Annotated in this window: 24 protein-coding genes; 1 reads left to right on the top strand and 23 read right to left on the bottom strand. The window is 72.2% G+C overall.

All coding sequences use genetic code 11. The features are described from left to right. Window positions 1-11 precede the first annotated feature (11 nt). The 13 genes from ACZ56B_RS04025 to ACZ56B_RS03965 form a co-directional block, all read right to left on the bottom strand. Window positions 12-974: an NAD-dependent epimerase/dehydratase family protein gene (locus ACZ56B_RS04025; protein WP_468785987.1), complete on the bottom strand. Its 963-nt coding sequence runs from the start codon at window positions 972-974 to the stop codon at window positions 12-14. A 12-nt stretch (window positions 975-986) separates the two neighbouring features. After that, window positions 987-2,192 carry a hypothetical protein gene (locus ACZ56B_RS04020; RefSeq protein WP_468785985.1) on the bottom strand — a complete coding sequence of 402 codons (1,206 nt, stop codon included), beginning with the start codon at window positions 2,190-2,192 and terminating at the stop codon, window positions 987-989. A 2-nt stretch (window positions 2,193-2,194) separates the two neighbouring features. Then, window positions 2,195-2,743: a nucleoside 2-deoxyribosyltransferase gene (locus ACZ56B_RS04015; protein WP_468785983.1), complete on the bottom strand. Its 549-nt coding sequence runs from the start codon at window positions 2,741-2,743 to the stop codon at window positions 2,195-2,197. Continuing rightward, on the bottom strand, window positions 2,740-3,489 hold the full coding sequence (locus tag ACZ56B_RS04010; RefSeq protein WP_468785981.1) for a class I SAM-dependent methyltransferase: 750 nt from the start codon (window positions 3,487-3,489) through the stop codon (window positions 2,740-2,742). The genes ACZ56B_RS04015 and ACZ56B_RS04010 overlap by 4 nt, the downstream gene beginning before the upstream one ends. 7 nt (window positions 3,490-3,496) lie before the next feature. After that, window positions 3,497-4,984, bottom strand: coding sequence for a glycosyltransferase family 4 protein (locus ACZ56B_RS04005; RefSeq protein ID WP_468785979.1), 1,488 nt, complete (start codon window positions 4,982-4,984; stop codon window positions 3,497-3,499). Between the two features lie 39 nt (window positions 4,985-5,023). Beyond that, the gene (locus tag ACZ56B_RS04000; protein ID WP_468785977.1) at window positions 5,024-6,436 is read right to left on the bottom strand and encodes a GNAT family N-acetyltransferase; all 1,413 of its coding nucleotides are present in this window, start codon (window positions 6,434-6,436) and stop codon (window positions 5,024-5,026) included. A gap of 25 nt (window positions 6,437-6,461) precedes the next feature. Further along, window positions 6,462-7,235, bottom strand: a complete 774-nt coding sequence (locus ACZ56B_RS03995) for a sugar phosphate nucleotidyltransferase (protein WP_468785975.1) — start codon at window positions 7,233-7,235, stop codon at window positions 6,462-6,464. Window positions 7,236-7,295: 60 nt separating this feature from the next. After that, on the bottom strand, window positions 7,296-8,252 hold the full coding sequence (locus tag ACZ56B_RS03990; RefSeq protein WP_468785973.1) for a Gfo/Idh/MocA family protein: 957 nt from the start codon (window positions 8,250-8,252) through the stop codon (window positions 7,296-7,298). Between the two features lie 8 nt (window positions 8,253-8,260). Further along, the gene (locus ACZ56B_RS03985; protein ID WP_468785971.1) at window positions 8,261-9,616 is read right to left on the bottom strand and encodes an NDP-hexose 2,3-dehydratase family protein; all 1,356 of its coding nucleotides are present in this window, start codon (window positions 9,614-9,616) and stop codon (window positions 8,261-8,263) included. Beyond that, a complete protein-coding gene (locus ACZ56B_RS03980) occupies window positions 9,613-10,731 on the bottom strand; it encodes a DegT/DnrJ/EryC1/StrS family aminotransferase (protein ID WP_468785969.1) in 1,119 nt (372 codons plus the stop codon). The genes ACZ56B_RS03985 and ACZ56B_RS03980 overlap by 4 nt, the downstream gene beginning before the upstream one ends. A gap of 369 nt (window positions 10,732-11,100) precedes the next feature. Continuing rightward, window positions 11,101-11,883 (bottom strand): aminotransferase class IV, encoded by a 783-nt coding sequence (locus ACZ56B_RS03975; protein WP_468785967.1) that lies wholly within the window; start codon window positions 11,881-11,883, stop codon window positions 11,101-11,103. A gap of 532 nt (window positions 11,884-12,415) precedes the next feature. Beyond that, window positions 12,416-13,480: a Brp/Blh family beta-carotene 15,15'-dioxygenase gene (locus tag ACZ56B_RS03970; RefSeq protein WP_468785965.1), complete on the bottom strand. Its 1,065-nt coding sequence runs from the start codon at window positions 13,478-13,480 to the stop codon at window positions 12,416-12,418. Beyond that, window positions 13,455-14,426, bottom strand: coding sequence for a bacteriorhodopsin (locus ACZ56B_RS03965; RefSeq protein WP_468785963.1), 972 nt, complete (start codon window positions 14,424-14,426; stop codon window positions 13,455-13,457). Before ACZ56B_RS03965 ends, ACZ56B_RS03970 begins: the two co-directional genes overlap by 26 nt. 429 nt (window positions 14,427-14,855) lie before the next feature. Between ACZ56B_RS03965 and ACZ56B_RS03960 the strand changes: the two genes are divergently transcribed. Continuing rightward, entirely contained in the window at window positions 14,856-16,505 is a 1,650-nt protein-coding gene (locus tag ACZ56B_RS03960) for a YhjD/YihY/BrkB family envelope integrity protein (RefSeq protein ID WP_468785961.1), read from the top strand. Between the two features lie 13 nt (window positions 16,506-16,518). On the opposite strand, the gene ACZ56B_RS03955 is transcribed toward ACZ56B_RS03960, so the two are convergent. The 10 genes from ACZ56B_RS03955 to tpg all read right to left on the bottom strand — a co-directional run. Continuing rightward, complete coding sequence (locus ACZ56B_RS03955) at window positions 16,519-18,012, bottom strand: phytoene desaturase family protein (protein WP_468785959.1); 1,494 nt, start codon at window positions 18,010-18,012, stop codon at window positions 16,519-16,521. Between the two features lies 1 nt (window position 18,013). Next, a complete protein-coding gene (locus tag ACZ56B_RS03950) occupies window positions 18,014-19,138 on the bottom strand; it encodes a glycosyltransferase family 2 protein (protein ID WP_468785957.1) in 1,125 nt (374 codons plus the stop codon). Beyond that, entirely contained in the window at window positions 19,135-19,980 is an 846-nt protein-coding gene (locus ACZ56B_RS03945) for a carotenoid biosynthesis protein (RefSeq protein ID WP_468785955.1), read from the bottom strand. Before ACZ56B_RS03945 ends, ACZ56B_RS03950 begins: the two co-directional genes overlap by 4 nt. Before the next feature lie 471 nt (window positions 19,981-20,451). Further along, window positions 20,452-20,808 (bottom strand): hypothetical protein, encoded by a 357-nt coding sequence (locus ACZ56B_RS03940; RefSeq protein WP_468785952.1) that lies wholly within the window; start codon window positions 20,806-20,808, stop codon window positions 20,452-20,454. Window positions 20,809-21,018: 210 nt separating this feature from the next. Further along, entirely contained in the window at window positions 21,019-21,591 is a 573-nt protein-coding gene (locus ACZ56B_RS03935) for a hypothetical protein (RefSeq protein WP_468785950.1), read from the bottom strand. Then, on the bottom strand, window positions 21,588-22,985 hold the full coding sequence (locus ACZ56B_RS03930; protein ID WP_468785948.1) for a hypothetical protein: 1,398 nt from the start codon (window positions 22,983-22,985) through the stop codon (window positions 21,588-21,590). Before ACZ56B_RS03930 ends, ACZ56B_RS03935 begins: the two co-directional genes overlap by 4 nt. Beyond that, window positions 22,982-23,788 (bottom strand): ABC transporter ATP-binding protein, encoded by an 807-nt coding sequence (locus tag ACZ56B_RS03925; RefSeq protein ID WP_468785946.1) that lies wholly within the window; start codon window positions 23,786-23,788, stop codon window positions 22,982-22,984. The genes ACZ56B_RS03930 and ACZ56B_RS03925 overlap by 4 nt, the downstream gene beginning before the upstream one ends. Before the next feature lie 35 nt (window positions 23,789-23,823). Further along, window positions 23,824-24,651 (bottom strand): zf-HC2 domain-containing protein, encoded by an 828-nt coding sequence (locus tag ACZ56B_RS03920; RefSeq protein WP_468785944.1) that lies wholly within the window; start codon window positions 24,649-24,651, stop codon window positions 23,824-23,826. Continuing rightward, window positions 24,648-25,196, bottom strand: coding sequence for an RNA polymerase sigma factor (locus tag ACZ56B_RS03915; protein WP_468785942.1), 549 nt, complete (start codon window positions 25,194-25,196; stop codon window positions 24,648-24,650). Before ACZ56B_RS03915 ends, ACZ56B_RS03920 begins: the two co-directional genes overlap by 4 nt. Before the next feature lie 306 nt (window positions 25,197-25,502). After that, window positions 25,503-25,763, bottom strand: a 261-nt coding sequence (gene tpg / locus ACZ56B_RS03910; RefSeq protein ID WP_468785940.1) for a telomere-protecting terminal protein Tpg, incomplete at its 5' end; no start/stop codon positions are given.

Genomic DNA, 25,763 nt, shown 5'->3' with positions numbered 1-25,763 from the left:
GTGTGCCCTGACTACGGGCCGGATGAGCCCAGCGGAGCTGGCGCGGTCTCGTCCAGGGCGAGGGCCGCGCCTATGGAGTCGGTCAGGGTGAAGCGCCTCGTCCACCCCAGATGTGATCGCGTACGTGTGATGTCGGCGCACTGCCACCTCGGCCCGGTCCGCAGCCCCACGGCATTCCGCGTGAACCGGTGGGGGATCCCGGTCTGCCGCGTGAAGGCGTCGAAGAGCTGGCCGATGGTCGTCGCGGTCCCGGACGCCGCGTTGTAGACGGCTGCCGCGGGGCCCGGACGTCCGGCGGCCAGGCTCACCACGGCGGCCACGTCCCGCACGTCGATCAGGTCCCGCGCCGTGTCCGGGAACGGCACGTTCGCCACCACCTGGCCCGAGCCCGCCCGTGCCGCGGCCCGGTACAGCCCGACCGCGGTGGCCCAGACGCCTTGCGTGCCGTGTCCCGGGCCGATCACGTTGAAGGCGCGGATCAGCGTCAGCGGCCGGTCCATCCGGTAGGCGGCACGCACCAGGCAGGACGCTCCCACGGCCTTGGCCCTGCCGTACGGCGTCACGGGAGCGAGAACGCTCGATTCGCTCACCGGCACGCCCGGGGCGGTGTCGCCGTACTCGTGCGAGGAGCCGAGGTGCACGATCGATTCCGTCGTCCCCGACATCTCGCACGCCGCCGCGAGCCGGCACGGCCACACGGCGTTGTCCCGGTGCACCACCGAGAGGTCGGTGGACCAGGAGGCACCCGCGGCATTGACGATCACGGCGGGGCCGCAACGCCGCAGGAAGCGGGAGAGCGCGACGGGCGACCAGTCGTTCCCGGAGTAGTAGGAACGGCCGACGTCCCCGGCTCCTCCGGTCGCCCGCCCGTGCCGGTCCACCCCTATGCAGTGCCATCCGTCCGCGGCCAGCGCCGCGCTCACACGGCTTCCGACGAAACCCTTGGCGCCGAAGACGACTGCGGTCCTGACCAACCTGACACCCCGTCACTTCCTGGCCGGCGCGCGAGCCGTGTCGATCACGACCTCCGCGGCCACCTTCGCGCCGTCCGTCCCCACCTTGTCCACCAGTCCGGTCCAGACTTCGGCCGGCAGCGCCAGGCACCTCGGGATCAGCTTCTCGACCTGCCTGCGGATGGACACGCGCGTCCAGTCCTGCCGACGGTGGAAACCGTCCGCGATCGCCCAGTAGACGTAGTCGTTGCCGTCCGCCTCGGTCTTGGCCGCCCTCCGTCTGACCTCCGCCTCGTCGACGACGTCGGCGGGCCACTTCACGCCGGTGTTCGCCCCGGTCGCGATCGTGTGGATCTCCGCCTGCTGGTACCCGGAGACGTTCTGGGGCGGCAGTCGGATCAACGGGGTCCCGCAGGAACTCGCCTCGAGGAGGCTCATCAGCCCCGGCTGGCTGAGGCACAGGGCGCTCTCGGCGATGCGGGTGCGGTACTCGGCACGCGTCAGCGGACCGAAGCGGAACTCCGCGCCCCCGCGGTAGGGGGCGACGATGGCGTCCAGAGCGGCGCGCGGGGTGTTTCCGGCGATGAGGACGCTCTCGAATCCGGCGTCGATCAGCGCCTCGATCACTCCTGGAAGCACCAGGGAGGGGTAGGTCGTGGTGTCCCGCATCGTCAGCCCCAGCATCCCGCCGAGGGTGACGATCGCTCGCCGGTTGCCCTCGGCGTATCCGTGGGTGTGCCGCGTCGCGTCGAGCGGCTGCGGGGGAACCACCGCGCCGATCCAGCGCAGGTTGCGGATCTCCCGCATCCAGCCGAGGGTCTCCCGGGACAGCCCGGGGAGCCTCAGCGCGAGGTAGTGGCTCACCTCCAGCGGGGGTACGGCGAGGTCGGCGCCGTGCCACAGGAAGGGCATGAGGTCGACGAAGACCGTGCGCACGCCCGCCGCCTCGAAGGCGCGGGCGGCGAACCCCTCAAGGGTCACGAGCGCCACATCGAGGTGCTTCGCGGCGGCGGCGCGCGTCAGCGTGTCGTAGTCCGATCCGTCGAAGGCGCACCACTCGTCGACGACGTTCTCCATGAGGGACCGCCCGTACTCGCTCCCGAAGGCGACGATGTGGCAGTCCCCGGAGACCGTCCGCCTGATCTCGCTGATGATCGTCTCCAGCGCGGCGTGCGGTCCCCAGCCGAAGTTGACGCCCAGGACGCCGATCCGGACGGCGCGGGAGGTCGAGGCCGGCACGTTCACTGCGCCCCTTCCAACGAGCGGAACTTCAAGGCGTGTTCGAGTTCCGGGCTCTCCCAGAAGCGGTCCGAGCGCCCGTACTTCCGGCCGAGGTCCACCGCCGCGGAGCACGCCTTCTCGATGACGGACCGGCTGCCCGGGTCCCCCTCGACCACCTCCAGTTCGAGCAGACTGCCCATGCCCCGGATCATGGACGACAGAGCGGCGAAGGACGTGGTGACCAGAACCGTGGGCCGGCGGATCGAGGCCGCGTAGCCGAGTTCGAAGGCAACGCCCGCCGAGGGTTCGTCGCCGACGAGGGCGCACAGGCTGTCGGCCGCGTGCAGGGCGCGGAGGTCGTCCCGCATGCAGTCGTCGGGCGCCAGTCCCGCAGCGCCCCACTCCTCGTTCATGTGGGAGCTGAAGACCGACGCACCCAGCTCGGAGAGCCTTGTGTGGTAGTTGAGGATCTCCGCCTTCTTCTCCGGCAGGAACACGTCGTCACGTACGTAGTTCCCGAAGGGCGCCGCGAGGAAGACCTTCGGACCACGGGGGAGGGAATCGCTCATGCGCTGACCGCCTTCACTACGATGCTGCCGCCGAACCGGCCACGCGGTTGTCCCGTCACGTAGTCCCGGAAGCGGAGGCTCGCTATCTCGAACCCCGACTTCCGCAGCAAACGGGCCACTTCGGACGGACTGAACAGATGAACCGGGGTGTACAACACCTCGTCGCCATGGCGGTACGCCGCCGTGAATTCCCCGCCGCCGGGCAGCAGGAGGTCTCTCGCCACATTGCGGGCCGCGCTGAGCCGGCCGTACGCGACGGCGTTGTACCGGTTGTTGACATCGAACACGAACACGGCTCCCGGCTTCAGCAGGCTTCTGACCTGCTGCAGTCCGGGCACCAGTTGTGCCCGTGGGAGGTGGCCCAGGACATTCGCCAGGCAGGTCACCAGATCGAACTTCGCGGCCAGTGCGGCCGGCAGCCCGGGCGCCGCGAGGGGTATCGCCACCACCCGGGCGCTGGGGCAGTTGCTCCGGGCGAGGGCGGCCATCTCGGGACTCTCGTCGATGGCGGCGACCCGCTCGGGACGGACCTCGCGGACCACTCTCTGCAGACGCTCCCCGGTGCCCGTGCCGATGTCCAGCAGCGCGAGGCCCTTCCGGCCCGCCGCCGCTTCGGCTATGTCCTGCTCGACGGCGCGGAAATAACCCGCGTGTTGCTCCAGGTAGGTGGCGTAGCCGCGCGAGTACGCGCCGTAGAACCGCTTCGACGTCACGGGGATGGCCTGGCGTGCGGAACCTTTCGACATGCGTCTCCTAAGTCCGGATGTATCCGAGGCAGCTCTCGACGTCGAAGCGCCCCCAGTCAGCGGCGTGTTCCAGGCCGGCGGCGACGGTGTCCCTCGGCATCCCGTCCGTGGCCCGCACCACGTACGCGCACACTTCGCGCAGTTGCTCGACCGGGACGCCACTGGACCAGCCCAGGTAGTAGAAGGCGTCCGCGCCGTGTCCGAGCGCGCGGAAGTCCGCGTCCGCCGTCGACAGCACCAGGTCCTCGACCGCCTGTGGCACGCGCCACGGCTCGTCCAGGGTGGGGGTGCGCCCGGCGGGGACGGAGATCTCCTCCCACAGGGCGGCGGTGATCATGTCCCAGGGCACGAACTCCCGTGGCCGGTGGGCGCGCGCCAGGTCCGCGTAGACCGCCGTGTACTCCGACGCCAGCGAACGCGTGGACAGACGCTCGGACAGGGGGCGTGCGGTCGCGACGAGCCGTTCCCTGGTGTCCGGTTCGAACCACAGGGTCCGCAGCGCCTGCGCGATCAGCCCGCCGTCCGGCGCGTCCACGTACAGCGCGCCCGACTCGCCTCCGAGGTATTCGCTGATGCCTCCGGCGCGGGTGGCGATGACCGGGCACCCGGCGGCCTGGGCCTCGACGTTCACCAGGCCGCCGCCCTCCGACTTCGAGGCCACGACGGTGGCGAAGGCGCCCTTCAACAGGCAGGCCGCCTCCTCGATCGGCACCTCCCCGATGAAGTGGACGCGGGAGGCCAGGCCGAGCCGGTCGGCGTACTGTTCGAGGAAGGCCCGCTCGCTGCCGTCCCCGGCCACGACCAGCTGGAGGTCCGGGATCTCGTCCTTCAGGAGGCTGATCGCCTCGATCGTCCGGTCCACGCACTTGGCGGGCTCGAGGCGGCGCAGCGACAGGACGTAGGGCCCCCAGGCGCGTGCCTTCTCGTGGGGTTGTGCGGTGCTGAAGAGGTCGTGGTCGATCCCCACGTACAGGGTGGGGACCGGTGCCCGCTCCCCGACGAGCAGTTCGGTCTGCCGGGCGAGATCGTCCGACGCCGCGTTGAGCAGGTCCGCCCGCCGCATGGCCGGGAGGACGAAGTCCCGTCCGGTGAGCCAGACGAGCCGCGGGTCGGGATCGACCACATCGGGGATGTCGTAGCCGCCGACCGTCTGGATGACCGGCACGTGCCACAGGCAGGCCAGGAGTTCCGCGATCATCGGGAGCGGCCGGCGCAGGCCGACGACGTGGATGACGTCCGGCTTGCGGACGTTCCCGACGAACTCGCGCAGCTCCGTCGTCAGCGCTCGGAAGTCGGAGGGCAGCACCGTGTTGGGGACTCGGTGGATGCGCACCCCGTTGCGTGTCTCCTCCTTCGGTGTGGTGTCGGGCACGTGCCGGGTGAGCACGTCCACCCGGTGCCCGCGAGCGACCAGCTCCGCCCCGAGGTGGTCGATGGGATCCTGGGCACCACCGGTCACGGGGTAGTACACGCTGCACACGAACAAGATGTTCATTGGCTTCGGCTCCTGGTTCGACGGACCACCGGTGCGGGCTCAGCGGCCGGCCTTGTACCGCTTTCCTTTCAGGCCGTGGACCTCCTCCACCGGGAAGCGGTCGATGTTGACGGCCAGCTTCTTGTCCGCCGCCTCGATCAGGTCGAAGTCGCAGTAGCGCGCGAAGCGGATCAGGTAGTTGAGGATGTCCGCCGCCTCGAACGACAGCCTGGTCCGGAACTCCCGGTCGCCGCGCAGCAGCTCGACGACCTCCGGCTCGCCGAGCCACTGGAGTTCGGCCAGCAGTTCGCCGGCCTCTCCCCCGATCGCCATGGCGAGGCTGCGTGCCTCCTCCAGTTGGTCCCAGCCCCGCTCCCGGACGAAGTTCAGGAAGCGCTCGGTGTAGGCCTTCATGCGGTCGGAGTTGCGTCCCAGATGGGTGCTCTCGCCGACGAGCCAGCCCCACTGAGCGGCGACCTTCCCCGCCGCGTACGCTTCCGGGAGCAACCCCTCGAGCGTCCACATCTCACTCTGGAACGCCGTCACGACCGCCGGGTCCACGTGCTGGTGCGTGTAGAGCTTGTGGGTGCGGCCCTCCGCCCAGGACTGCGCGAACCTGAGGGTTTCCCGCAGGGCGTTCTGGGACACGGCGCTCAGCGGCATCAGCTTGACCGAGCCGCCCTTCTTCGGTCCGAACGCGATGACCGAACTGAGGACGTCGGACTCGTACCCGAGGTAGATCTCCTTGTACTTGGCCTCCACCCGGCGCGAGCCGCGCCGCTCGTGCCCCGCCACCAGGGCGCGGACGAAGTCCTCGTCGACGCCGTCGACGAAGACATGCATGCGGGAGGTCAGGAACCGTTCGAGTTCCTCGTACTTCGAGGGGGAGTACTCCTCGAACTTCAGCTGCTCCCGTACGGTCTCGGACTCGTCCTGGTCGACGTTGTAGTAGATCGCGTGCTCGACGACGCCGGGGCGGTACTGGCTGTTCGACTGCGACCCGCACGTCCAGCCGCGGTTCAGGTAGAACGTCTCGATCCAGGAACTGGGCTCGGCGACGGTGCCGTAGAGCTGCCGGACACCGCGGGCTTTCGCCACCTCGACGGACTTGGCGAGCAGTGCCGAGCCTGCGCCGTTGGAGCCGCGGAAGTCGGGGTTGACGATGAGCGGGCTGATCTTCATGGTGCCCTGGCGCTTCTCGGCGATGTTCATCACGCCGACCACCTCGCCGTCGGCCTCGGCGACGTAGACGTGCTGCGTCTTCGAGAAGTGGCCCACGGGGTCCTTGCCGCCCGCCAGGTGCGCGTCCAGGATCCGGTCGGCCTGGGCGACGTGGTCGCCGTCGTAGTTCCTCCTGAGGGAACCGTGCAGCAGCCCCTGGATCACCGTGCGGTCCGCTTCCGTGGCGTCCCTGATGAGGATGTCGCCGTGCACGGCGGACGACGCTTCGTCGATGTTCTGCTGAGTGGTCACTTTCTCTCCCTGGGGTGTGGGGGAATCAGGCGAGCAGTCGCCGGCGGGCCACCGCGGCGTCGACCAGGCGGTCGGGTGTGCCGACGTCGAACCACCCGGCGTCTTCGGGCACGGGCACGGTGGTGAGGCCGCCGTCATCGATGTACGACTCCAGCAAGGAGGTGATCTCGAGCTCGCCGCGGTGTGACGGCACGATCGACTCCAGCCTTTTCCAGATCGATCCGTCGAAGGAGTACAGACCCGTGCAGACCTGGCTTCTGTGCCGCACGTCGGCTTTCTCCCGGACGCGGACCACCGTCCCGTCCGCGGTGCTCTCGACGACTCCGAAGTCCCTGGGATCGGGGTGCTCGATCACCGCGACCGCGGCGCTGCAGCCCGTGGTGTCGGCCCTGTCGAGAATGTCCTTGGCCCAGGCCGAGTCATGGACGTACAGCGTGTCCCCGAGGGCGACGACGATGCGCTCGTACCCCCTGGGCTCCAGGTGCTCCCGGGCGCAGGCGATGGCACCCGCGATGCCGTTGGGCTCGTCCTGGACAACCGTACGGATCTCCAGGTCGGAGTATCCGAGCCAGGTGGGAATGCTCCGGTATGTCTCTTCGTCCGCCGCGTTGCAGACGAGGACCAGCGTGTCGACACGGCATTCCGCCATCACGTCCATGGAGAAGGCGATCGCCGGCCTGTCGTACACGGGAAGCAGGTGTTTGTTGACGACACGGGTCGCCGGAAAGAGCCGTGATCCGGTGCCTCCCACCAGCACAATTCCGGCGACTCGTTTTTTGACAGGGTTCGTCGTCCTCATTGCCTACCGCCTTCCGGCCCGCGTCGGGGCCGTGGTCGATCTACGGTCGAGAGGTGTGGGTCATGCGGGAAGGAGCGCGGTCGCCGGCTCCAGTGCGGCGACGCGGCGCAGAACGGTCGAGCGGTCGACCAGGCCGGCCGTGCCCGTGTCCCGGAGAAGCCTTGTTCCTGCGGCGAGACACGCGCGCGTCGCGTTGACCGGCCCGGAGGCCGCGACGACGGTCGGCTCGGATGCGCCCGGCCGTCTTTCGACGGCCCGGACCGGGGTGTCGACCGGCGGGGAGAAGGCGCGGAGCAGTTCCAGGCGCCAGTGGGGGTCCGCGACGACGACGCTGTTGGCATAGGCGTCGCCGATCGCCCACGATGCGGTGTAGGTGACGGCCCGTCCACCGGTCGATCCGCTGGCGACCGCCGTGCCGGCGTCGGTCTTCGAGTCCCCGGACAGCACGGCGCCGATGTGCAGCTCCTCGGCGACGGCACCGAGTCTCACCAGCGCGTCGACGCAGTAGGTCCCCAGATCCGCGGCCGCCCCTCCGTGGCCCGGACGCCGGCGGAAGTCCGTCGCCTCCCGTTCCGGGATGCGGAACACCGCGGAGACGGTCACCCGGTCCGTCCAGTCCTCGGCCCGCACCCGGGCGAGGAAGTCGGTCCAGGCGGGGTGGTGCGGATAGGAAAGACACTCGAAGACCGCGCGGTCGTGGGCACGGGCCGTGGAGTCCAGTTCGCGGACCTCCGCGGCGGTCAGACAGACCGGCTTCTCCACCAGCACGTGCTTCCCTGCGGCCAACGCCGCCCGGCAATCGTCGACATGGCGGCCGGTCGCGCTGGAGATGTAGACGATGTCGACGTTCTCATGGGCCAGCACCGCGTCACGGTCGGTGAGCGTGAGCCCCTCGGGCGGTACCGGGCGGTCCGTACGGCGTGGGTGGTCGGTGCCCACGAGTACGGGATCGTCGGTGCCGTTGAGTTCCCGGAGCAAGGGCGCGACCCGTCGGCTCAGGTACTCGGAGTTCCCCATGGCCGCGATCATGGCTTCAGGCTTCCTGTGGTGATGAGCCCTTTGACCATCGTCAGACAGGTGCGCAGCTCGACGCTGAGCCGGTCACCGCGCCGCCCGAGCGCTTCCAGCTCCCGCAGGGCGATCCACCGGTCGTCCGGCCCCTCCTCGACGGCGTCGGTCAGCAGTCCCAGCTGGTAGGTGACGAGGGCGCCGCGGAACCGGCCTCCTTCCTCGGCGTGCACTGCGGTGTGGACGGCACGGCAGCGGGACAGACCCGACGCCTCGGCGGTCATGGTCCGTCGCCGGGGCTCCGTCGCGTGGTCGGCTATGTCACCTCGCTGGAACCTCGCCTCGAGACTGGGCCCGCGGACGGATCCGATCCGGACTCGTTCCGCGACGAGCACCTCCAGGTCCTCGGGACCGGGGCGGATCAGCAGCGTGCACTGTCCCATGCCGACCGGCGCCAGCAGCGGCTGGTCCCAGGACGCGACCTCCCGGCCCTGTCCCTCGACGCGGCAGCCGACGATGGAGAAGAACCGGCGCTGCCGGTGATCGATGCTTTCCCCTGTTTGCCAGTGCGACAACCGGTTCAGGGGAACGACTTCCGGACTCGATCCGCCCGGTCCTGGCCCGTGTCCGTCCGGGGAGGGCCGTTCCCTCACCGGGCCGAGGCGGTCCGTCGAGGCGGTGGCCTCCAGCGGCCACATGGACAGGACGGACCGCAGGTCCATATTGATGAGGCGGCTTTCCAACGCTGCCTGCAGCAACACGGGAATCGGCGCCCAACGACTTTCCGGGACGGTCCGAGCCACATCGACGGCTTCCTGCGGGTCGAGCAGAACGATGCGATTGCGGTTGACCTTCCCGAGGAACCACGACTCCTGCTCACGTTGCACTGCGTCGGCGAGTGTCGGCACTTCCTCCGAAAGCGCGATCTCGGCGGCGGGCACCCGGTTTCCGCCGTGCGCGGCCTCGTAGTTGCTGCGGGTGGCCTGCACGGTGGGCGCGATTTCGATGCCGTCCGGGCTTCCGGGCTCGAACTTGAAGGTGACCAGGCCGTGGAACTCACCGTCGAACTGCGTGACGAAAAGACACAGCATTCCGACCTCGGACTGCTCGATGAGAGGTTGTTCGAGAGGGTGGTGGGGGTCCGACAGGTCTCGGACGCCGATGACGCGGAAGAAGCGGCCCGTCTCGTGCGCCAGGGCACCGTCCTCGGTCATGGACCAGCACCGCAGATCAGTCAGCGAAAGGGGGAGCACGCGTGCGGTGAGTGACCGGCGTCGGCGCAGGCACTCCGAGCGCAACTCCCGGACAGTGTCGATCACCTGCACACCGGAGGGATGAGTGGCAGGTGCGCCGTTCGTCGCGTACGCGTTCATGCCACGCATGCGCTTAATCGGCCGCAGACGTAGTCGACTTCGTCGAGGGTGAGCAGCGGATGGATGGGGAGACAGATGACGTCGCGGGCAAATTCCTCTGCCACGGGAGTGGGACGCGACGCACCCAGCGGGAATTCTCCCAGCGGCTTGAAATAGATCTCGGACTCGATTCCGGCCGCATCGAGTTCCTTCCGTACGCGTTCCCGGTCCTTGACGAGGACCGGGACGGCGAAGCCCCCGGAGAGATCCGAGTCGTGGGCCTCGCGGACGAGTTCCACCCGTGAGCCGGCCAGTCGTTCCCGGTAGCGCCGCAGGATGGACCTGCGCTTTTGCAGCTTGTCCTGGATGCCTTCCAGCTGGGCCAGGCCGACCGCCGCGGCGATGTCGCCCATGTTGTACTTGAAGCCCAGTTCGGGGATGTCGTAGGGGTTTCCCCAGGAGCGGGCGCTCATGTCGATCCCGAGTCTGCGGAGCCGTCTCGCCCGCTCCGCGGAGGCGGCATCGGGGAACGTGACGCATCCGCCTTCACCGATGGCGAGGGCCTTCGTCGCGTGGAAGGAATAGGCTTGAATGTGGGGTGACGCGCTCATCGGGCGCCCTTGCCAGAGGGAACCGATGGCGTGGGCGCAGTCCTCGATGACCGCCACTCCGTACTCGTGGGATATCTCGTTGAGGCCTGCTATGTCACAGGGTATTCCCGAGTAGTGGACGGCGATGACGGCGGTGACGTCCGGCTCGGTGTCCAGGATTTCCCGCACCGAAGCCAGATCGATGTTGCCCGTCGTGCGGTCGATGTCGGCGAGAACCACGCGGCATTGGTGCTGGAGTGCCACCGCTGCGGTCGAGACGAATGTGTTGGCGGGGACGATGACGGCGCTGCCCTTGGGCACGTCGGCCACGACGAGTGCGAGGTGCAGGGCGGCGGTCCCCGAATTGACGGCTACCGGATGCTTGCCGACTAAGTCAGATAACGCCAACTCCCCTTCGAACTGTCTCGTTATGGGTCCAAGCCCGATCCAGCCGGACTCCAGTACCCGCCGAAGACGTTCCAGCGAGGACGGATCCACCTGTGGTCGGTACATTCTGACTTCGATCTTCGGCGGGACAGACTGCATCCCCAGTTTCCCCCTTACCACTTACGCGGCGACGCTTCGGTCAAAAGCGCAGCACATGCGCACACCCATACGCCCGTTGGCGGAATCCGCCCAACGGCCGTCCCGGGTCGGCAACTTGATCACACTCTATATCACCTGTGATAAAACGTAAAGGTGTGGCAAGAATCGCTGGTCACCCGCTGCGCGGCCCGGATCCACGGGGCTCGTCGGCGCAAGCGCCGGCGGCGGCGCGTCATCCGATCGGGAGCGGCCGCCGCGCTGGACGGGCGCGCCGCGGCCGGTCGGGCGGACCCGCTTCCGACCGGGCCGTCGCGGAAGCGAAGGAAGGCCGTGCGAGTCCGGCGGCGGCCCGTCCCCTGCGGCCGTCGGCTACGGGGCCTCGCCGGGGATCGAGAGGTAGGTCTCGCGGAGGCGGTCCAGCACGGGGTGGTCGCTCGCGAACCCGGTCTCGTCGATCGCCGCCAAGGGGCGGACGCCGAAGGCGGTGTTGGTGGCGAACGCGGCCGGCATGCGTTTGGCCCGTTCCAGGGTGAGGGGGGCGACCCGGTGCTCGGCGTGCTCCTTCAGCAGTGCCATCGTGACGCCGGGCAGCACCTCGGCCCGTGGCCACACCACGGTGCCGTCCCGGTCGACGAAACCCACGTTCCAGGTACTGCCCTCGCCGACCCGTCCGTCCCGGTCGACGAACAGCGCGTCCCCGTATCCGGCGAGCTGCGCTGCGCGTCGGGCGTGCAGGGCACCGAACAGCCCGACGTGCTTGACCTGAGGCACGTCGCGTTCGTGGGTGACGGCCATCACGCGCAGTGGCGGTGGGGACATGGGGCCGGCCGCGCGCACGGAGAGCAGGACGTGCGGCTCGCCGGCCCGGGCCAGGTGACCCAGGTCCGCGCCCGGGTCGTAGACCGTGACGCGGACGATGCAGGGCAGAGCCTGTCCGTGCAGGCGCCGGCGGAGGAGGTCGCGGACGCGACCGGGGTCCAGGTCGGCGCTGAGGACGGCACCGCAGTCCCGGACGAGGCGGTCCATGTGCCGGGACAGGCCGCGGACGGTGCCGTCGGCCTCGACTCGCATGGTGGTGAAGTGGCCCAGGTTGGTCAGGGCCAGGGGAAGCAGGTCGTCAGCGGATACGGGCTCTCCGTCGAGTGTCACCATGCGGACCAGCGTGTCAGAAAGGCTGTCGCGGAGTCCGGGGCACAGCGGCGGGCGGACACGCGGGAGCCGGGCCCCCGGCCCTCGCTCACCGGGAGCTCCGGGCAGGCCGCGGGCGGACCGTCGCACGGCGCGGACCGGACGGACCGAGCGCCGCTCGGTGCTGACCACGCTCGCCGGCGGCACCGCCCCCTGCAGCGGGGCCACCGGGTCCATCGCCTACGCGCCGGACGTCGACGCGCCCCCGTCGACAGGACGCTGGTGGTCCTGCGTCAGCCGGGTACCGAGCCGCAGGCGGTGCTGGTGCGCGGGGCCTCCGGCACGGGCGGGTCGAGCCGGGAACAGGGCCCGCCGTGCGTCCCCTGACCGGCGCACCGGCGGGGTCACGTCACGGGCCGGCGCGCGGCCGCGGGCCGTCCGGTGGTGCGACGGCCGGTCCGGCCGTGGACCCGGGTGGTCGGGGTTTTCACCGGCCGGGCCGTCGGCCGGCTCCTGCTCACCCGTCTGCGGCCGGGAGGCACGGACGCGTGCGGTGTCAGGCAGGGGGCGTCGGCATGCGCACGGGCCGGGTCCGGGGGGACCTACGGGCCGCGGACGGCGGTTCGCGCGTGTCGTGGCGGTCGAGCAGCACGACGACGAGAAGGTGGGGCAGGGTCAGTGCGGCGAGGACGGCCACGCCTGCGGTGGCCAGGGCCTGGCGGTGCGGTTCGCCCAGGTGTGCCGCGGCGGCGACGGCGACCAGGACGGCTGCGGTGGGGAGAGCCCCCTGGCGGCAGAAGCGGAGCAGGGGCCGGCCGAAGTGGCCGGCGAGCAGCGCGGGGCGGTTGGCGGGATCGGCCAGGAGGAGACGGGCGACGTGCCGCAGGGAGTGCCAGGCGGCGAAGTAGACGGCGAATGCCACCCATGGCGTCACCAGCCAGAAGAGCGTGGCCAGCAGGAGCAGTTCGGCGGCGTCGCGGGGGCGCCGGTGACGCAGCAACAGGGTGCACGCGGCCACGGTCACGACGGTGATCAGGACGGTGGCGGCCGGGCGGAAGGGAGCAGCGAGCAGCCAGGTGGCCCCCGGTGCGAGGGTGTGCACGAGAGCCCTGACCTCGTCGGGGTGCCGGACCAGTGGCAGCACGGTGACGACCGTGCCGTACGCGACGGTGCACAGCGTCCCGGCCGGCGGTGGGACCGCCCCGGCGCGCAGCGTGTTGACGCACGTCTCGCCCCGGCCGAAGTGCACCACCGACAGGGCCAGGAACGCGCACAGAGCGGAAGCCGGCAGCCGGAGGGCCAGGGCGAAGGCGACCGCGGCGGCACAGACGTAGCCGAGCAGCAGAAGGGGACGGTGGTGCCGGCTCCCTCCGCGGACCTGGCACCAGGCGGGGACCAGGTGGTCGACGGCTCCGTGCGGGACTCCTGCCAGGAGGCCGAGGGCGAAGACGGTGAGCGCGTGGTCGTCCCACCATCCGGGGTGGAGGAACTGCACCGCCAGTACGCACAGAACGGCGGTGACGGAGATCCGGCCGACCCGGTCGAGGAGGCGGCCGGCCGCCCGCGCGCCCGGCGGCACGCGGGGCGCGGACGGGTCAGCGGACGCGGTGCCCGTTGCCATCGGAGACCTGTACGGGTGCCGGGTGGGCGCCGTGCCCGGTCAGGGCGGCGGCCACGGGCGGCCAGGCGTCCGCCTGCTTGACCGAGGAGATCCAGACCTCCTCGGGGTGGGTTTCGGTCCCGGAGCGCACGTCCTCCGCCGTGCGCATCTTGGCCACTTTGTGGATCATCGCGCCGAAGCCGACCTTGGCGACGATGTCGGCCGCGCAGAGACCGAGTTGCGTGACCATCGCCCAGGCGACCAGATGGGAGTCGGGGCCCACGGTCTGCTGGATCAGGTAGATCAGCGGGTAGGCGCCGAAGACGGAGAACAGCGTGATCGTCGCCCGCTTCAGCGTGGTGGACGTGCCGGAGGGCAGTTCCTTGACGCTGTCCAGGACGGCCTTGCCCAGGACGGCGTAGAGGACGAGGAAGAACACCGTGCTGACGGCGGCCCACACGGCCATCCACAGCACGCGCGTTCCGGCGTCGAAGACCTGCGCGCCGAGGAAGCCCGTGACGATCATCAGAAAGGCCGACGCGATGGCGAGGGCGCGCAGGGTGAACAACCGCTTGCCCGCGACCGCGCACACGGCCAGCAGTTCCACCGCGAGCAGCGGCACGGTGACGCTCCAGTCGGCGTACCGCAGCCCGCCGTCGAAGGAGGACGTCCCGACGGGCACGTAGAGCTCGTCGCGCAGTGTGTAGGAGGTCCGCCAGTTGACCAACAGGGCGAGGTAGGCCAGGAACGCGACCGCGTGCACCAGGGCACTGGCGATACTGGCGCCCCGGTAACGGGGGGAGACCTCGTTGCGGGTGGAGATCGCGTAGAGGAAGCCCGCGAGCATGGCGAAAGCGGCCACCGCCAGCGCGTACTGGATCATGTTGTACTCGCCGACCGTGTAGGTCAGCGTGCCGGTGAACTCGCCTCGCCCGGGAGGAGCGGCCATGGCGTCGGTGGGGGTCACGGAGAGGGCTCCTGACTCCGGTGGTGTCCGGCCGCACCGGTCGGTGCGGCTGTCCCTCGAAGCTAGGAGCGCCCCGTGGTCGCGGCGACTTCCGGGGGGGCATTCGAGGGACGTGACCCGCTCCGGCCGCCGGAAGGCCGGGCACGCCCCGCCGTACGGGCGGGGCCTCGGGAGGTGGCGGTGCCCCAGGGCCCGGCCGGCGGCGGTGCGCGTGCCGCCGCACTGCCCCTCGGGGGCCTGCCGGTCGGTCCCCTTCGTGGAGGGGGCCACCCGGATTCCTGACGGGTTCACGCACCGCCGGAACGGGACCGGCGCTGAGGTGACGACAAAGACGTGTGCGTCCATGGGAGGACCGCCGTCGCGCCACGCCCTGTGTATTGTCACCGCAAAGCACGCATATGCCTCAGGAGACGTGCAGAGGAGCAGCCGGTGCCGACTGGTGCTACGCACACGCGGCGGCGCGCGCTGCGCCTGCTCGCCCGCGAGGTGCGCGGTGGTCTGCACGGCAGGCAGGTCGCCCTGGTGGCGGCCGGCGTCTCCTTCTTCGGAATGATCTCCGTCGTTCCCCTGGCGCTCGTCCTGCTCCGGCTGTGCGCGTCCGCGCTCGGCATGGACGGCACCCGGCAGGCTGTGGCACGGATCGCGGACGCGCTTCCGCACGGGCACGGAGTGCAGGCGGGACTGCGGACCCTGGCCGAGGCGGTGGTCCGGTTGTCCTGGCCCGCTCTCGCCGTCGCGCTGGTGCCCGCCACCCTGTACGGAGAAGGGCTGCGCCGGGGCTTCCTGCAGGTGTCCCCGGTGGCGGCGGAGGACGACACGTTCACCGGCTGGCGGGGCAGGCTGGGACTGGTGCCCGCGCTGCTGGCGGCCCCGCTTCTGGTGGGCACCGCCCTGTACGCCGGCCCGGCGCTGGCCCGACTGGCCGAAGCCGGCGGCTGGCGCCCCGCCATGTCCGCCTTCCTGGCCTTCCACCTGCTGTGGGTCCTGCTCTCCACGGAGGTGCTCCTGGTCTTCCGGTTCGTCGGCGTCGGTGTCGCCGGTCCCCGGGCGACGGTCCTGGCCGCGTTCGTGACGGGGGCGTTCCTCTGCGGCTTCCTCTGCGGCTTCGTGGTGTTCCTGGCCATCCCGGTCGACTGGAGCGTGCCGTTCGGCGGGCTCGTCGTCCCCGGTGTCACCGTGGCACTGGGTCTGTGGCTGTACCTGCTGCACGCGGTCCTGCTCGTCGGCTACCGGCTGATGCACTGCCTGGACGGCCGCGCGGACTTCCTCCTCGCGCTGCCCCGCCCCTTCCGGAGGAGCCGGACCCCGGACGACGGCCCGCCCGGTGGGCCCGCCCCCCGGTCGTGGTCCGAGGCGGCCGGGGTCGCACGGGCGCGCCTCCCCGGCCGTGGGAGGGCGCTCACCGGCCCCGGGGCACGGGGCCGCGCCGACGCCCTGGCCCGGTGGGCCGAGCGCCACGGGGGGTACGACCCTTCCGGCAGCCTCCTGGTCTCGAGGTGGGTGACGCTGGTCCAGCGCTGCGCCCGCACGCGTCCGCTGCGCGCCGTGCCGCCCGATCTCCTGTCGCTGGCAGGACCCCTCGCGGTCGCCGCGGCCGTGGGGCCGGCGGCCGCGGGCGGCCCGTGGCCGTTGGCCGCCGGCGCGCTCGTCGTCCTGTCGGGTCTGTTCGACGGGCTGGACGGCGCGGTCGCCGCGGTCACCGACCGGGCCCGCCCCCTGGGCGCCGTGGTGGACGCCCTGGCCGACCGGGTGGCGGACCTCCTGCTCGTCGTGGTCCTGTACGTCCTGGGGGCGCCGGCCCCTTGGTGCCTGGTGGCCGCTTCCCTGACCCAGCTGCACGAGTACGTGCGGGCCCGGGCCCATGCGGCGGGAATGCGCGGAGTCGGGGCGCTGAGCGTCGCCGAACGGCCGCTGCGGGTGGTGCTGTGCGCGGTCGCGTGCCTGGGAAGCGGTCTGTCGCCCGAAGGCACGCCGGGGACGGGATGGGACTGGGCGGTGGTGTGCGTGGTGTGCTGGACGGTGGCCGGAGCCGTCGGCTTTCCGCAGTTGGTGGCCGGGGTGGCACGGGCGCTGAAGTAGGGGCCCCGCGGAGTCAGGCGTCGCCGATCTGCGCCGCGACGATTTCCGCCGACAGCGCCACCAGCGGAAGGCCGCCGCCGGGATGGGCGGATCCGCCGACGAGGAAGAGCCCGGGGACGGGGGAGCGATTGGCCGGCCGGAGAAAGGCGGCGCGGACGCCGTTGGACGAGGTGCCGTAGATGGCGCCGCCCGGGCTTCCGGTCGCGTGTTCCAGGTCGAAGGGGGTGCGGGCCTCGTACCACAGCAGGCGTCGGCGCACGTCCGTGCCGCGGTCGGCCATGACGTCCAGGATCCGCTCGGCGTAGGACTCCTTCAGCCCCGGGGCGGTCCAGTCGACGGTGCCGGGCGCCCCCCACGGCGAGTGCCGGGGAGCGTTGACCAGGACGAACCACGCCTCGTGCGCGTCACCGGGGCGCAGTGCGGCGTCGTCCGGAGCGCTGATGTACACCGTCGGGTCGGCGGCGGGACGGGCCGCGGTGCCGAAAACGGCGTCGAACTCCGCGTCGTAGTCCGCCGGGAACAGAACCCGGTGGTGCGGTGTCCGGCGGTCCCGTCCGCGCAGCGCGAGCAGGAGGACGAACCCGGCCAGCGAGGGCTGGGCACGGGTGAGGGCGGTCAGGGGCCGGTGCCCGCGCCGGTCCGCCGACAGGCGCCCGTAGAGGACCGCGGCGTCGACGCCGGAGACGACGACGTCCGCCGCCGCCGTGCCGCCGTCCGCCAGGCGGACGCCGGTGACGCCCCGGCCGGAGGTGTCCACCGCGGTGATCCCGCAGCCGTAGCGGAACCGCACCCCCAGGTCGACGCAGCGCTGCTCCACGGCCTCGGCCAGCAGGCGGAGGCCACCGGGCACGTACCAGGTGCCGTAGCGCTGCTCCACGTACGGGACCACCGCCATGACGCCGGGCGCGCGCCGGGGATCGGAGCCGCTGTAGGTGGCGTAGCGCTCCAGCCACGTGCGCAGCCGGGGATCGCGCAGGTACCGTCGGCCGGTGCCCCGCAGGGTGCGCCAGGGGGCGACAGCCACCAGGTCGCGGGGGCGGACCGAGCGGCGCAGCAGTTCCGCCGGACCGCCGAGCGGACGCCGCAGCACGCTCTCGCCCACCAGCCGCCACAGCTCGCCGGAGGCCGCGTGCAGCCGGGCCCACTGCGCTCCGGCCCCTTCGCCCAGGGCGTCGTCCAGCGCACCGGGCACCAGGCGCGGGTCACCGGGCATCGCCAGGCGGGTCCCGTCGGCGAACCGGTAGCTGCAGGCCGGCTCCACCGGCCTCAGCGGCACGCAGCGCTCCATGGGTGCGCCGGTGTCCGCGAACAGCCGGCGGTAGACCTCGGGCAGGGTCAGCAGCGACGGCCCGGTGTCGAAGACGAAACCGTCCCGGCGCACGGTGCCGAGCTTGCCTCCGCACGTGGCCGTTCGCTCGTACACGGTGACGTGGTGTCCCCGACGGGCGAGCCGGGCGGCGGCCGCCAGCCCGCCCATGCCGGCACCGATCACGGCGACGCGGGCCACCTCAGTGCCACCCCCGCAGCGGCCTGCCCTTCCACGTCAACGTGGAACGGCGGTGACCGAGCCAGGACCGCGCCGTCAGCACCACCAGCAAGCCCACGGACACCGGGTGGGCCAGCGCGTCCGGCCAGCACCGCCCACCCGTGCGCCGCGCGGTCAGCGCCCGCCCCGTCACGGCCGCGGCGTACCCGGCCGCCCCCCAGCGCGACCCCCGCAGCGCTGCCAGCGGGGGCACCACGTAGGCCCAGACGAGGAGGGCGCACACCGCCACCGTGCCGCCGCCGGACCCGAACGCCGTCCACAAGGACTTGCCGTACCCCTCACGCAGGTCGCGCCAGCCCTCGTACATCCGGCACCTCGCGAGGCGGCTGCCGTCCACGATCCCGCCCCGGCCGCCGACCCGTTTCAGCGCCCGGATGAGGGCCATGTCCTCGAGGACCTCGTCCGTGACCGCGGCGAAGCCGCCGCATCGGTCCAGGGCGGCGGCGTCCACGACGAGGAACTGGCCGTTGGCCGCGGACAGCGCCGGCCGCGGCGAGGTCTCCGCCCGCCGCAACGGCAGTGCGGTGAGCCATGACCACTGCAGCAGGGGCTGGACGAGCCGATTGGCGGGTCCCTCGGCGGCCTGGCGGGGGAAGGGGGAGACCAGGTCGAGTCCGGTCGAGCGCAACAGGGCCACCGACGACGCCACCGCATGCGGCGCGAGCACCACGTCCGCGTCCACGAAGACCAGCACGCTGCCCCGCGCGAGCGACGCGAGCTGGTGGCAGGCATGGGCCTTGCCCGGGGAACCGGGCTCCGGCGCCGTGCCGCGCACGACCCGGGCGTGCCGGTACGGTCCGCACAGGCGGCGAACCACGTCACCGGTGTCGTCGGTGGACTGGTCGTCGAGCACGATGACCTCCGCCCGGGGCACGCGTTCCTGCGCCAGCAGCGACCGCAGCGCGGGGCCGACCCGGCCGGCCTCGTTGCGCACCGGCATCAGAAGGGACACGTGCTCGGTCACCGGCGGCGGGTCCGCCGGCGGGGTCCGCAGGGCCCTGCCGTTCCAGGCGCTGTGCGCGGTACCGGCGGCCGCCAGCACCGATCCCGCCGCGACCACCGTCCGCACGGAACGCGACCCGCTCACCCCCGTCTCCCGGCGGAAGCCGCCATCCGCACGGCCAGCGGCACGGCGACCAGGCCCATCAGCGTCCCGCCCACCAGCGCCACCTGCGGGCGGCCGAAGAACACCAGACAGGCCGTCACCGAGGAGGCGTAGGTCCACAGGTACAGCACGAGGGCCGGACCGCCGGGCCCGCCGTTCCCGGCGGGCCGCCGCGCCGAGCGCCCGGAGGCGGCGTCCACGGCCGCGACCATGACCACGGACACGGCCACCCACCCGACGAAGTTGGTCAGCGGCACGCCCTCCACGCCGGGAAGCGCCGGATGGGGGTCCGACCAGATCCAGTGCCCGGCATCGACCATCTGCGGGTCGAGGAAGACGTCCCAGGACGCCAGCGCCCACCCACCGATCAGCGCCGTCCGCACCCGGGCCGGACGCGTCCCGGCGCGCCCCCGGCCCTCGGCCAGTACGCGCCCCGCCTCCAGCGCGGGCCAGGCCATCATGATCCAGGCGAGGGGCACCACCACCGGCACCCCCGCCACGCTCGGCCCCAGGGAGCCCGTGTAGTGATAGGCGCCGAACGGGAAGCCCGTGCGCACCCCCACGGCCTCCACCGCCAGGCCCCCCAGTCCCGCCACCACGAACAGCGCCAGCGGGCCCCGCACACCGTGCCGCAGCGCGGCGGCCGCGAGGGACGCCAGGCAGAAGACCACCACGCCGACGACGGTGAGCACGTCGCGCTGCGGGCCGGACACGAGCGGGTAAGGAACCTGGCACAGCACGGCCGCCGCAGCCAGCGACCAGACCGCCCGCCGGTCGCCCCCGAGTCCGCGGTGCAGCCCCGGCCGTTCCTGTACCTGAACCATGCCGTGAGCATAGGGAGACGACCCGGTCCCACCACCGAGGCGGCGGGACCGGCACCGGAAGCTTCACCGGTACGGACCTACGGACCGTACGACCCACGGACCATACGGCGGCGCGGTTCCCGACTCCGGCCGGCGACCGCAGGACCGGCCGGACCTCGCGTTTCCCGACTCCGGCCGGCCCGCGGCCGCGGTGGCTCCGGGGCGCCTCCCGCCGGCAGCGCGCCGAGGCCCCCACCGCCCGCCTCAGCCCGGTCCGCCGGCTCCGTGCGTCCGCCGGCGAGTGCGCCGCACCACGTGCGCCGGGATGGCCGCGTCACTCCTCGGCCGGTCCGGCGCCGGCCGGAAGCCGGGTGCGGCGCCCCGTGCGGCGCCCCGTGCGCCGCACCCGCCGGTCACCCCGCCGGAGGGCTCGCGCCCTTCCCGCCGAGGACGAGCCCGCCTCCGTGGCGGCGGACTGTGCCCGGCCGGAGGTCAGTCCGCGTACACGACGACCAGGCACAGGGCCGCGAACGGCACGGCGGACGCGCCGAGCAGCGCCAGCGCCGCCGGGACCGCCGCCGTCAGCCGCTCCCTGCCCCTGCGCCGGCCCGAGCGGAACACCGCGCGGGCCAGGACGAGCGGCAGCGCCACGAGGACGAGGAGGATCACCGGCATCGAGAACCGGCTGAACACGGTGGTGCCGGTGTCGGTGACCAGGCGCCAGGCGGTCGTGCCGAAGACCACCGACACACCGGCCAGCAGGCCGAACGAGAGGGCCGACGCCACGGCGACGGTCAGTCCCTCGGTCAGCCGCTCGGCACGCCCGCGCTCCCGGCGCACTTCCGTCATCCCGCTGCTCCCCCGCTCGCTCCCCCAGGTACCGCGGCCCGGCGCCGCCCGCCTCCGGTCGAGCCGCTCGGCCCGTGGCCGGCGGGACGGCGGGGCCAGGGCGCCGGGGCCGCGGACACGATGGTCCCATGGTCCGTGGACCCGCCGGTGTGACTGAGCGCTTCAGTCGGCGAGTTCGCCGACTGAAGCGCTCAGCGCGGAGCGTGTCCGTCACCGTCTCGGTCCTGCTGCGGCGTACAGCACGGTGCCGGTCGCCAGCAGGGCCCACGCGGTCGCGGCGGAGGCCGTCGTGGCGGGGGAAACGATCATCCAGTTGCTCACCTCTCCCGCGATGCCGGGCGGAGCCGGGACGAGGAGGGTGAACGCGAGCCAGCCGATCGGCAGGGTCCATGCGAACTGGGCCCCGCAGAGCACCGCCCCGAGCGCGGCCAGGCCGACCAAGCCGGCGCTGTCGCGGACGACGAGCGCGGTCGGGGCGAGCTCGGCTCCGGCTGCCTGGACCGCCAGCAGAGCCGCCCCGGCGACCGCGCCGGCCAGCAGCACGTGCGCCGCCCGCCGGGGCATCCACCGGATCGCGGCCGTCCGATCCAGCGCGGCGTCCTGCCCACCGAGCCCGACGGAAGCGGCCGCCACGTTCGCGGTGAGGATCAGGACCGCGGTCCCCAGGCTCATCGGGCCGGCGCCGTCCTGGTTGAAGGTCCACGCCGCCAGCGCGACGAGCGCGACCGCTGCGGCCGAGGTGGGCACCTGTCGTGAACGGGCGTACAGGATCAGCCACCTCATGGCGACGCCTCCCCCGCCAGCACCGAAAGCCCGTCGTGGGCCGTGCAGGAGAGAGCGGCGGCGTGCACCTCGGCGATCCGCGAGCGCTGCTCGGCCGGTGACAACGCCATCAGCCGTTGCCAGGCGACGTCGGCGTCCGCCCATTCACGCTGCCAGTACGCGTAGGGGTCCGGCTTCTGCAGCGGTTTGAGCCGGTGATCGCCCAGTGCCCAGCTCGCGGCGATGCTCTGTACGGGAATGTCGAGCTGCCCCCCGCCCTCCCAAGGGGTGCGCGGTGCGCAGTTCGGTGCCAGGCCCTGGGCGACCAGGAGGCGGGTCAGTTCCGCCCCTGTCGCATGGGCGATCAGCGGGTCGTCGAAGTCGACCAGCACCGCGTCGCCGGAGAGTCGGCGTTCGTCGCCGAGCGCGCGCAGCCCGGTGTCCTCCCGCACCGAGTTCGGCGCCTCGTCGCCCAGGGCGTCGTGCAGCACGCGCAGCGCGTCCTTGCCGCGCGGCGCGAGTTCGGGCAGGTGTGAGCGGTTCGCCTGCGTCACGCACACCGGTCCGTCGCAGACCAGGGTGGCGGCGGCCTCGTCGATGACGTAGGTGTCGCGCGGAGTGGCCGGGAGGATCAGCAGGGCCAGGGCTGCGCCGGCCAGGGCGGGGGCCACCGCGAGCAGTCGGGCCCGGAGGGTCGCGGCCGACAGCAGTGCGAAACCGGTGGCAAGCAGGCCGAGCAGCCAGAGTGTCTGGCCGAGGTGGACGGAGCCGGACAGGGTCAGCAGCATCTCCCGCGGCTCCGCAGTCGCCGGGAGCAGCAGGGCGAGCCGGTTCGGCGCGGCGCTCGACGGCAGTGCCTCCTCATTGTTCTGCTGCAGGGAGAGGGCCGTCAGCAAGAGGAACACCGTCAGGGCCGGCGGGGTGAGTGCAGAGGGCACGGCCCGCGCGACCCCCATGCCGAACACGGCCCCCGCGACGAGGGACAGCGCCGCCACCAGCGAGATCGGCAGCCAGCCGAGACTCGTGTAGGCGGTGGCGCCGAGGGCCACCTGGACTCCGCCCACGAGGACCAGGAGGCCGAAGCCGGACGCCAGTACGAGTGCCGTCGCGCCGGCCGGCAGCGCCGTACGGCGCCAGGCCGGCAACGGCGTGGTCGTCAGCAGTTCGGCCATCCGCGAGCGGGAGTCGCGCAGCCCGTACACCGCGCCCAGGCCCACCACGAGCGGCCACCAGAAGCTCAGCAGGTACCGGGTCCACAGGGCCATGGAGGTCCACTGGGCCGTCCATGCCGCGTCACCCCGCCACCAGAGCCCGTCGATCAGCAGGAGGACCGCCAGGCTGCCCGCCAGGACGACGATGCCGGGCCACGGGGCGATGGAGCGCTTCAGCTCGGTGCGCAGGACTCGCGCGTTCACCAGGTGCCTCCCGGCTGCTCGGAGTCCTGGAGCAGTGCTGAGTAGCCGCGCTCCAGGGGGCTGCCGCCCGGGTGTTCGGGGCCGCCCGCCGCGGCCAGGTCGTCCGGCGTGCCCTGGAAGACGAGGCGGCCGTCGGCGAAGAGCACCACGTCGGAGCAGGCGGCCGCGACGTCCTCGACCAGGTGGGTGGAGACGACCACACACGTGTCACGGCCCAGTTCCTGCAACAGCTCGCGGAAGCGCAACCGCTGCGCCGGGTCCAGGCCGACTGTCGGCTCGTCCAGCAGCAGCACCGCGGGATCGTTGACGATGGCCTGAGCGATGCCGGCCCGCCTCACCATGCCGCCGGACAGGGTCTTCATCCGCTGGTCGGCGCGGTCCGCCAGGCCCACCCGTTCCACGGCCCGCTGGACGGCTGCGGGGACGGCCGCCTTCGGAACCTCCTTCAACCAGGCCATGTACTCAACGAACTCACGCACCGTGAAGCGCTTGTAGTAGCTGAAATCCTGCGGCAGGTAGCCGATCCGGCGGCGCAGGGCCCGGTGGTCAGCCATCGGGCCCACGCGGGTGCCGAGCATCTCCAGTTCGCCCTCGGTGGGGCGCAGCACGGTGGCCAGCGTCCGGATCAGGGTGGTCTTTCCTGCTCCGTTGGGTCCCAGGAGGCCGTGGGCGCCGATGCCCAGGCAGAGGTCGAGTCCGTCAACGGCCATCTTCTTGCGTCCGACGCGTACCCTCAGGCCGCTGGCCCGGATCTCCCAGGCATAGGTTTTCGGCGCGGTGTCGGCCGCGTTGGTGGTGGGCATCGTACGGGGGTCCCTTTCGAAGGTCGACGATGGTTTCACAGCGTTGAGTACGCGTTTCTGCGGGCGATCACGGCGCCCATGCCGAGCGCGAGGAGCAGCCCCCACACGGGCAGTCGGTCGGGCTGGAAAACAACTCGCAGGGCGAGGGGGGCGTGGCCGGTGACCCACGTGGGCGCCACGACGACGACGCCCCACGCGACCGCCAGCCCGGTGGCGGCGCGCGTCACGCCGACCACGCTGCCCAGCGCCAGGGCGGTGGAGGTGAAGGCCAGGGAGGGCAGCAGCCACTGCGCGGCCGTCATGGTTCCGGTCAGCCAGCCCCCCACCAGGAGCCCGGGCAGGACCACCACGAGAACCGCCGTGGTGCGCCTGAGGAGCAGGGGCAGGCCGGCTCGGGCGGTCGCGACCGTCATTTCGTACGCCGGGTCCAGGCCGCGCGACCACGATGCGGCGACACCACACAGCGGCAGCACGGGTGCGATCGCCAGCACGGGAGAGACGTCGCCGAAGAACGCAGGCGGCGCGAGCGAGTCCAGCAGCAGCGCCATCAGGGCGACCACGACGGTCATGGCCAGCCACGGGGCCATGGCCGGCGTCAGCCAGGCCGACAGCCACCTCGGGCGGCGTCGCCGCGAGGGTGTCCTGACGGCCGCGTCCAGCTGCGGTTCCAGACCGGCCCGGACGGTGTCGAGGAGCGTGGCGATGCCGGGCACCTCGGTGGCCACGGAGGCCGCCAGACGACTCCGGCACACCGCGCACGTCTCCAGATGGGCCTCCAACGCCCACACCGTGTCCACGGCCATCTCCGTATCACCACGTGCGTAGTCGTCGAGCAGCCGCATCGACACGTGTGCCTCGCTCATCCCAGCGCCTCCCGCATCGCGATCCGGGCCCGGCGGGCGCGGGTCTTGACCGTGCCTTCGGGCAGTCTGAGCAGGACGGCGGTCTCCCGCACGGAGAACCCGTCCAGCACCATGGCCTGCAGGACCTCGCGAAGTTCCGGCGCCAGCTGCCGAAGGGCGTCACCGACGTCCCCGTCGACGGTCCCGGCCAGTGCCTCGTCCTCCGCGGCGGGCGCCACCGCCCGCTCGGCGGCGGCAACGGGCGGCTCGGCATGGTGGGCACGGCGCCGGAACGCGTCGACGAGGCGGCGCGCCGCGATCGTCCACAACCATCCGACGGCCGTCCCGCCGACCGCACTCCCGGCGAACGCGCCGGCCGCGCGCCACACCGCCAGATAGGTCTCCTGCATGACCTCGGCGACGATCTGCTCGTCCGCGCAGCGGCGGCGCAAACGCACAGCCAGCCACGGCGACGTGCGCCGGTACAACTCGTCGAACGCCCCGCGGTCACCTCTGGCCACCAGCCGGACGAGGCGCTCCTCGTCCAGCTCATCCAGTGTTCTCACGCGTGATCTCACACCAGCCAGACGCCCGACGATGCGCACAGGTTCTACGCCTTGCGTGATCCGCGTCACAGTGTCGCGCGCGGGGGTTCCGATCCCCGTGAAAGCCGATCGCCGGTTGCGATCCGGCTCGTGGCGAACCCTGGCGCCTCGCGGTGCTTCGTCCTTCTCGGTGCAGCCTCGACCGAGTACGCCGACTGGCTCGCGGTCGCAACCGATGCCGGAGGTCCAGCCCGTCGGCTGGAGCACTCACTCGCCGACCGAAGGGCTCAGTCACGGCCGGCGTCCCCCCTGCCTTCGTGCGGCGCGCTACAGGTCGAACTCCAGGTGCTCGATGTCGGTGAAGCGGATCTCCTCCAGCTGGCCGGCGCGGCGGCCGCCGTCCTGGAAGTACACCTCGCGCAGCGCGTCGGCGGCGATCTGCTGGAGCTGCTGGTCGGTGGCGCCGGCTTGCTGGGCGTCGAAGAGGCGGGCGGCGTGCTGCGGGGGCAGGGCGACGGTCAGGTGCCGGATGCGGGACTCGTCCGTCGACCCGATCGGCGCGGTGTAGCCGAGGCGGGCGCGGGTGTC

This window comes from Streptomyces sp. NPDC034670 (assembly GCF_055574875.1).
The sequence above is the reverse complement of the archived record's forward strand: the minus strand, read 5'-3'. Positions and strand labels throughout refer to the sequence as shown.